Here is a 416-nt window from a genome sequence, read left to right as displayed (position 1 = left end):
GATTATGATCAAACTCGTTAGAAGGTAGCGTAATTTCACCTTCAATCCTTTCAAGCAAAAACGTAATATGCAATAAAGATGGGCTAGTATCTGGTTTATCACAAACATAGAGTAGATTCTTAATTTTAACTTCTAATCCTGTTTCTTCTCTCATTTCTCGAGTCATCGCTTCTTCTAACGTTTCACCATTCTCTACCCTTCCCCCAGGTAAAGACCAATTGCGATTAGCAACTTTTTGCTTTACTAGCAATACTTTTTCATCTTCAATTAAAATTCCCGTAACACGAACTTGCATTACACTTTCCATATGTAATCTCCTCTTCCCGTTATATTTACAAATTAATCCTTCCACAAAAAGAACATATGTTTTATAATTAAAGAAAATTATGGAAGAAAGAAGTTGTTACATCTATGCG

At 33.4% G+C, this 416-nt stretch carries 1 protein-coding gene; it reads right to left on the bottom strand.

Annotated features, from left to right (window positions below; all coding sequences use genetic code 11):
- Positions 1 to 307, bottom strand: a 307-nt coding sequence (locus tag CKW40_RS46305; protein WP_143748548.1) for an NUDIX hydrolase, incomplete at its 3' end; no start/stop codon positions are given.
- Between the last annotated feature and the right edge of the window lie 109 nt (positions 308 to 416).

Origin of the sequence: Mesorhizobium carmichaelinearum (genome assembly GCF_900199455.1) — a bacterium.
Classification (GTDB): domain Bacteria; phylum Pseudomonadota; class Alphaproteobacteria; order Rhizobiales; family Rhizobiaceae; genus Mesorhizobium; species Mesorhizobium carmichaelinearum.
The sequence above is the reverse complement of the archived record's forward strand: the minus strand, read 5'-3'. Positions and strand labels throughout refer to the sequence as shown.